At 50.5% G+C, this 6,247-nt stretch carries 7 protein-coding genes and 1 pseudogene; 2 read left to right on the top strand and 6 right to left on the bottom strand.

What is annotated here, in order from left to right; translation table 11 throughout:
- Positions 1-126: pseudogene (locus HV477_RS20440) on the bottom strand (IS3 family transposase); the annotation flags it as partial.
- A gap of 156 nt (positions 127-282) precedes the next feature.
- A complete protein-coding gene (locus HV477_RS20435) occupies positions 283-1,314 on the bottom strand; it encodes a YiiG family protein (RefSeq protein ID WP_079899265.1) in 1,032 nt (343 codons plus the stop codon).
- 182 nt (positions 1,315-1,496) lie between these two features.
- Here HV477_RS20435 and HV477_RS20430 point away from each other — a divergent pair, with 182 nt between their 5' ends.
- Positions 1,497-2,597: a YiiG family protein gene (locus tag HV477_RS20430; protein ID WP_079899264.1), complete on the top strand. Its 1,101-nt coding sequence runs from the start codon at positions 1,497-1,499 to the stop codon at positions 2,595-2,597.
- A gap of 354 nt (positions 2,598-2,951) precedes the next feature.
- On the opposite strand, the gene HV477_RS20425 is transcribed toward HV477_RS20430, so the two are convergent.
- Positions 2,952-3,275: an AzlD domain-containing protein gene (locus tag HV477_RS20425; RefSeq protein WP_000527677.1), complete on the bottom strand. Its 324-nt coding sequence runs from the start codon at positions 3,273-3,275 to the stop codon at positions 2,952-2,954.
- The gene (locus HV477_RS20420; protein WP_079899263.1) at positions 3,275-3,934 is read right to left on the bottom strand and encodes an AzlC family ABC transporter permease; all 660 of its coding nucleotides are present in this window, start codon (positions 3,932-3,934) and stop codon (positions 3,275-3,277) included. Before HV477_RS20420 ends, HV477_RS20425 begins: the two co-directional genes overlap by 1 nt.
- 100 nt (positions 3,935-4,034) lie before the next feature.
- Between HV477_RS20420 and HV477_RS20415 the strand changes: the two genes are divergently transcribed.
- The gene (locus HV477_RS20415; protein WP_001517951.1) at positions 4,035-4,583 is read left to right on the top strand and encodes a helix-turn-helix domain-containing protein; all 549 of its coding nucleotides are present in this window, start codon (positions 4,035-4,037) and stop codon (positions 4,581-4,583) included.
- A gap of 88 nt (positions 4,584-4,671) precedes the next feature.
- Here the strand turns inward: HV477_RS20415 and rhaM are convergent, their stop codons facing one another.
- Together rhaM and fucO are read right to left on the bottom strand one after the other, a co-directional pair.
- Positions 4,672-4,986 carry an L-rhamnose mutarotase gene (gene rhaM / locus HV477_RS20410; protein ID WP_000619478.1) on the bottom strand — a complete coding sequence of 105 codons (315 nt, stop codon included), beginning with the start codon at positions 4,984-4,986 and terminating at the stop codon, positions 4,672-4,674.
- Entirely contained in the window at positions 4,983-6,131 is a 1,149-nt protein-coding gene (gene fucO, locus HV477_RS20405) for a lactaldehyde reductase (RefSeq protein ID WP_175065367.1), read from the bottom strand. Before fucO ends, rhaM begins: the two co-directional genes overlap by 4 nt.
- Positions 6,132-6,247: the final 116 nt, after the last annotated feature.

Here is a 6,247-nt window from a genome sequence, read left to right as displayed (position 1 = left end):
CCCCTGAATGCCATATCGCTGCTGGGCCTGTTTATAGGTCATCTCGCCTTTTTCGACCTGCTCAACGACGGCTATTTTAAAGGATAGAGGATAATCGCGTTGGGTGCGTTTAAACTCAGTCATCATCACGTTCTCCGGATTTAAGTCTGGAACGTGTCAACGCTATTCAGGACGGGTCACTTCGAACGAAAAAAGCGCCCCTGGGGCGCTCTTTCGACAGTCGCTAACGACTTATTTGCTCAGTTCAGCGGTTATATGCACGCGATTTGCAGCGTGAAAAGCTTAGAACTCACGCTCAAGATGATAGCCATTATAGGTATCGATGAGCTCGTTATAAGCTTTAACCACAGCCTCATAAGAACCATCTACCATATCGCCGCTGCCGCTATTGAGGTAGTCCTGCTCATGCGAGGTATACGCCACGTTATCGCGCACGCGCCGAATGCGTTTTTTCACCTTGCCCTGGAATTTTTCCAGCTCAGAAATAAAACCAGGGAAGCTACGATGTTTATCTATATCAACGTTGATCTTCTCGTTTAGCTTCTGAGTATGCTCTTCAAAATCAGCGAGCTGTTTGCTTACTGCCGCCACATCAAAAGAATCATCAGCTACAGCGTCATTAAGTGTCTCGGCTTCCTGCATCGTCAAAAGCGTATAGTACTTAATGGATTTACCTTCTTTCTTCTCGGTCGCCTTAATTTCATTAGCCGCATGCTGCCCACTCATAATGGTAATCTCGGCGATATATTTCTTCGCAATGGGATCAAACTCATCGAACTGTTTTATAAACGTTTTATGGAACGCTTTAGCGCCAGCAAAGGCATCATCCTTGAAGTTATCTTGATCATAGTATTTATTCATACTATTGATTGTTTCAGCTAGTGGCCCAGCCGCATTAATAAATGCCAGAGCAGCACTATCCAGAGAGGCAAACGCCGGCTTTAATTCAGCCGCCGCCTTGATGTCTTTCCGGCAGTCCTGGATAAGTGCAGGATACACAGGAACCAGCGGAGAGGGATCGTCTTCCTTACCGGTGGGACCGGTGCGGAAATCGTCGAATGTGTTAGCATAACGATTTACAGCACGGTAAATATCTGCCTGGAGATTATTATAACAATCAATGTAAACATTCAGCTTTTGGTTAAGAACATCGTTCGCATCTGCGCTTTCCGCTGATGTGGATTGTGTATTGCTCGCTGATGGATCCGCACTCTGAGCTACAGGTTGTTCGTCCGCTTTTTTTTCATCACAAGCGCTTAGCCCGGCAGTCATCAGCATAGCGATAATAATTGATGATAACAAATCCTTTTTCATTAGAATAACCTATAAATAATATCATTGAAATTTACAGATTCATTTTAATGAAAAAAAACAGGTATGTGATTTATTCAACACAAAAAATACTTAATCCATATTTCATTATAATTAACATTATCAATATCAATGTGTTCGTTAAAATAAGAGAACCCTAACGTAAATATACAAAAGGCAATTAAATGAAAAGGAATTTATTATCCTCAGCGATAATCATTGCGCTAATGACCCTGGGCGCAACAGGATGTGATGACAATAATGTTAAAACCGAGGCGACGCCGGCCGCCAGCAGTCAGCCTGCGACGCCAGCGCCTTCTCAGACGCCGGAAACGCAATCTGACGAAAGTCCAGCGCAGCCCCCAGCAGCGAAGCCAGAAACGGCAACTCAGCCCCCGGTGGCGAAACCAGAAACGCCAGCTCAGCCGGAGGTTGACGCTGAAGAAGTTTATAGTGAAAAAATGGATGTCTATATCGATTGTTTTAATAAACTTCAATTGCCCGTTCAGCACAGTCTGGCGCGTTACGCGGATTGGGTGAAAGACTTTAAAAAAGGTCCGACAGGGAAAGAGAGCCTGGTTTATGGCATTTATGGTATTACGGAGTCTTACATAACGAATTGCCAGAAAGAGATGAAACAGGTGGCCGCCTTAACGCCATTACTTGAGCCTATTGATGGCGTTGCCGTTAGCTATATTGATAGCGCCGCCGCGCTGGGTAATACCATTAACGAAATGGAAAAATATTATACCCAGGAAAACTATAAAGATGATGCCTTTGCTAAAGGTAAGGCGCTGCATCAGACATTACTGAAGAATATCGAGGATTTTAAACCCGTCTCGGAAAAATATCATGAGGCTATTCAGGAGATAAATGACAGGCGGCAATTGACACAGTTGAAGAGAATAGAAGAAGCGGAAGGTAAAACATTTAACTATTATTCTCTGGCTGTCATGATCTCGGCAAAGCAGATCAACAAGGTTATTTCTGCCGATACCTTTGATGCCGAAGCGATGATGAAAAAAGTCGCGGAACTGGAAACAATGATTGCGCAATTGAAAGAAGTGAATACTGATGGCCGTAATTCTTCTTTCATCAGCTCTGCGGCTGATTATCAGCTACAAGCTAAAAAATATATTCGTCGCATCAGAGACAATGTTGAGTATTCTGATTTTGAAAAGAAACGGGTGCAGGACCCTGCAACAGGATGGATGGTTGCGGATTCTTATCCGGCGTCGTTGAGAAGTTATAACGAGATGGTGGATGATTATAACCGCCTGCGTTGAGTGACGGCACATTAACTGCGCGCAGGCTGGCGCAAGTGCCTATAAAATTACGCTATAACGCCAATAAAAAGCGCCGATCAGGCGCTTTTTTCGTTCATGTATTCTTCATCAGGCAATATCCGTAAAAATAGCTGACGTAAACATTAACTAAAGAGAGTTATTAGAAAAACCAGTAATCTGAAGCTATCACAAGATGTTGACGTCACGCTGGAAGGTACTGGTAGTGTCATTGAGGATCGGCATTTATATGGAAAGCATTTATCCCGCTGATGCGAAAGTTCTGGGCCACTTCAGCATAGGGCGGCCCAGCCTTCATCACTTATAGGGTGTCACGTCCAACTGTTCTGTAAGACGTTAATTAATACCCGCCATTCGTAATAACGCGGTCACCACTGCAGCGGCGATAATCACCACAATAAGCGGCATTTTACGCCAGGCTAAAAATACGGCGAAGCCAACCCCAAGAACGCGCGCCATTCCGGCAAAATGTTCGCCTTCGTAAAAGGTGGTCGCCAGCGCGACGGAGAATAGCAGCACCGTTGCCGCATCCGAGAGCAGCGCCTGTGAACGCTCAGACAGCGCCAGACGGCTGCCAAGTTTCGCGCCGCCGAGGCGCATCAAATAGGTTCCCGCAGATAAAAGAGCAATACCGATAATAAATAGCGTCATATTGCCCATTATTTTTTCCTCGCCAGTAGGCTAAGCAGCGAAAGCAACACCGGCAATCCGGCAGCCACAAAGGGAACGGCGGCAAGCGACAGCGCGGCGCCGCTGCAACCACGAATCAATGTGGTGCGGTTTTTAAACGCCGGGATCACCAGCGCCAGTAAGATTGCCGGGAATACGGCATCCAGACCAATGGTTTCTGGGGCCGGGAGCAGTTTGCCGACACCTGCGCCAATCAGTGTGCCAATCGGCCAGAATAGGGCGACGCCCAGACCGCATAGCCAGTAGGCGGCTTTACGCTGTTCGGGTGTTTTTTGCGACAGGCCGAACACCACGCTCTCATCATTCATAATATGGCAGCCGAAAAAGCTGGCGGCGCGGGTGCCAACCAAATCGCGCACCGTTACGCCAAACGGCACGTGGCGCGCATTCACCAGCAGTCCTGCCGCCGCCGCCGCTAACGGATTGCCGCCGCTGGCAACAATGCCGATAAACATAAATTCGGACGCGCCCGCCAGTACAAAAATAGAGAGGACAAACGGCACCCACAGTGGGAAACCGTAGGCCATCGCCAGTGAGCCATAGGACATGCCGACGACGCCCACGGCCAGGCACACTAAAAATATCGCTTTTATCGTGTCTCCCTTGAGACAGGAAAAATAGTGTTTCATCTTCTTTAGTCATATCGAACGAATTTTCATTATAATGAACGGAACAGATTTGCTTTACAAGACGAACATTTCGTTCGTTATAGTGAACGTTGGATGCTTTATGACACAACCTATTAGCGTCATTGCCAGAAGTCTGGTACGCGAACGCCAGCGAACCGGACTGTCGCTGGCGGAGATTGCGCGGCGCGCAGGCATCGCTAAATCTACGCTTTCACAACTGGAAGCAGGGAACGGCAACCCCAGCCTGGAGACGTTATGGTCGCTATGCGTCGCGCTCGACATTCCCTTTGCCAGGCTGCTGGAGCCGCAGGTACAAAAAACGCAGGTGATTCGCCGCGGAGAAGGCACCAAAGTGGTGGCGGAGCAGGCGCATTATCAGGCGATATTACTGGCGGCGTGTCCGCCCGGCGCGCGGCGTGATATCTATCTGCTGTTGACGCAGCCGGGGGCTGACCGGATCTCTCACCCGCATCCGCCGGGGTCGGTGGAACATATTATTGTGACGCAGGGAAAAGCCCTCGTCGGCTTAACCGAGGCGCCGGAAGAGCTGGCGGAGGGCGATTACATTTGTTATCCCGGCGACCAGGCGCATATCTTTAAAGCGCTGGAACCGGATACTCAGGCTATCCTGGTAGCGGAGCAGAATTGAAATTGCCGGATGGCGGCGTAACCGCCTTATCCGGCCTACAAAAAATAAAACCGTAGGCCCGGTAAGCTTGCGCCACCGGGCACACGACTTACTGCAGATAGAACACCTCTTTTAGCTCTGCGCTGACCGGGCTGTTATCCGGATTCGCGGGCATAACGTCACGCATATGTTTCCACCAACGCTGGCAAACGTCGGTGCTGGCAACGGCGTTCCAGCGCTCCTCGGATTCAATCTCAACGGTGGCGAACAGCAGATTGCGCTCCTGATCGAGATAAATCGCGTAGTGATGCGCGCCGTGAGATTTTAATACGGCTTCCAGCTCCGGCCAGATTGGGTTATGACGACGCTGATACTCCTCGTGCGCGTCGGCATTTACCTGCATCACAAAGGCTTTGCGGATCATAACGCCTCCAGGTACAGCTCGCGAACTTCATCGCGGCTGGCGGTGCGCGGGTTACACGGCGCGCACGGGTCGGCGAGGGCTTTATCCAGCCCGCCTTCGATATCTTCTTTTGTGATGCCCAGCTTGCTGAAACCTTCTGGAATGCCGACGCGTTTGCTCAGCGTACGGATAGCGTTAATCGCTTCCTGACTTGCGGCTTCGTCAGACATACCGCGCGTCTCCACGCCCATCGCCTGTGCGATGCGGGCAAAACGCGCGACGGCGTTCGGACGGTTAAAGTTCTCGACAATTGGCAGCAGGATAGCGTTGCAGACGCCGTGCGGCAGGTTGTGAGTTGCGCCCGGCTGGTGCGCCAGCGCGTGAACCAGCCCCAAACCGGCGCTGTTGAACGCCATACCCGCCAGGTACTGGCCGAATGCCATTTGCTCACGAGCTTCGAGGTTATGGCCATCGTCAACCGCTTTCGGTAGCCACAAATTGATTAAGCGAATCGCTTCCAGCGCGTTAGCGTCGGTAAGCGGATGCGCGCCAACGGAGACATAGGCTTCCACCGCATGGGTCAGGGCATCCATGCCGGTTGCGGCGGTCACAGAAGCGGGGATTTCCAGCATGACGCTGGCGTCATCCACGGCAATATCCGGGATGATATTCGGGTCGATGATCACCTCTTTGACCTTACGGGCAGAGTCGATAATCACCGCGTTGCTGGTCATCTCTGCCGCGGTACCTGCCGTAGTATTAATCGCTACCAGCGGTACGCCGGCGTTTTTCACTTTGCCGACGCCGGAGTAGGCGGTAGAAGGACCTGGGTTGGCGGTCAGAATTTTCACCGCTTTTGCGGTATCGATCGGGCTGCCGCCGCCGAAGGCGATAATGTAGTCACATTCTGCGCTCTGATACGCCGCAAAACCTTTCTGCACCAGCTCTTCTGTCGGGTTTGGGAACACCTCATCAAACAGGTGGTAAGACATTTGATGTTCATCCAGTGCGCTAAACAGGCTATCCAGCAGGCCCAGCTTTACCAGTTGACCATCGGTAACGATCAGCGCTTTACCCCATTGCTTATTCGCCACGAGGTTCACCATATCGGCAATCGCTCCAGCGCCATGCAGGCTAATTTTTGGCAGTGCCAACATAAAGCTCATCACTATTCTCCTTAAAAAAATTCCCTGTTGCCCGATGGCGCTACGCTTATCGGGCCTACGGTAAAATGCGCACCGACCTGTAGGCCGGATAAGGCAAAGCCGCATCCGGCGTTGAG

This window comes from Salmonella sp. SG203, from assembly GCF_013350575.1.
Lineage (GTDB): Bacteria > Pseudomonadota > Gammaproteobacteria > Enterobacterales > Enterobacteriaceae > Salmonella > Salmonella enterica.
This window is presented reverse-complemented; position numbering and strand designations above follow the sequence as displayed.

Coding starts and splice junctions, on each gene's coding strand:
- HV477_RS20420 (WP_079899263.1), bottom strand. CDS start 3,934: ATGAAACACTATTTTTCCTGTCTCAAGGGAGACACGATAAAAGCGATA.
- fucO (WP_175065367.1), bottom strand. CDS start 6,131: ATGAGCTTTATGTTGGCACTGCCAAAAATTAGCCTGCATGGCGCTGGA.
- HV477_RS20415 (WP_001517951.1), top strand. CDS start 4,035: ATGACACAACCTATTAGCGTCATTGCCAGAAGTCTGGTACGCGAACGC.
- HV477_RS20430 (WP_079899264.1), top strand. CDS start 1,497: ATGAAAAGGAATTTATTATCCTCAGCGATAATCATTGCGCTAATGACC.
- HV477_RS20425 (WP_000527677.1), bottom strand. CDS start 3,275: ATGGGCAATATGACGCTATTTATTATCGGTATTGCTCTTTTATCTGCG.
- HV477_RS20435 (WP_079899265.1), bottom strand. CDS start 1,314: ATGAAAAAGGATTTGTTATCATCAATTATTATCGCTATGCTGATGACT.
- rhaM (WP_000619478.1), bottom strand. CDS start 4,986: ATGATCCGCAAAGCCTTTGTGATGCAGGTAAATGCCGACGCGCACGAG.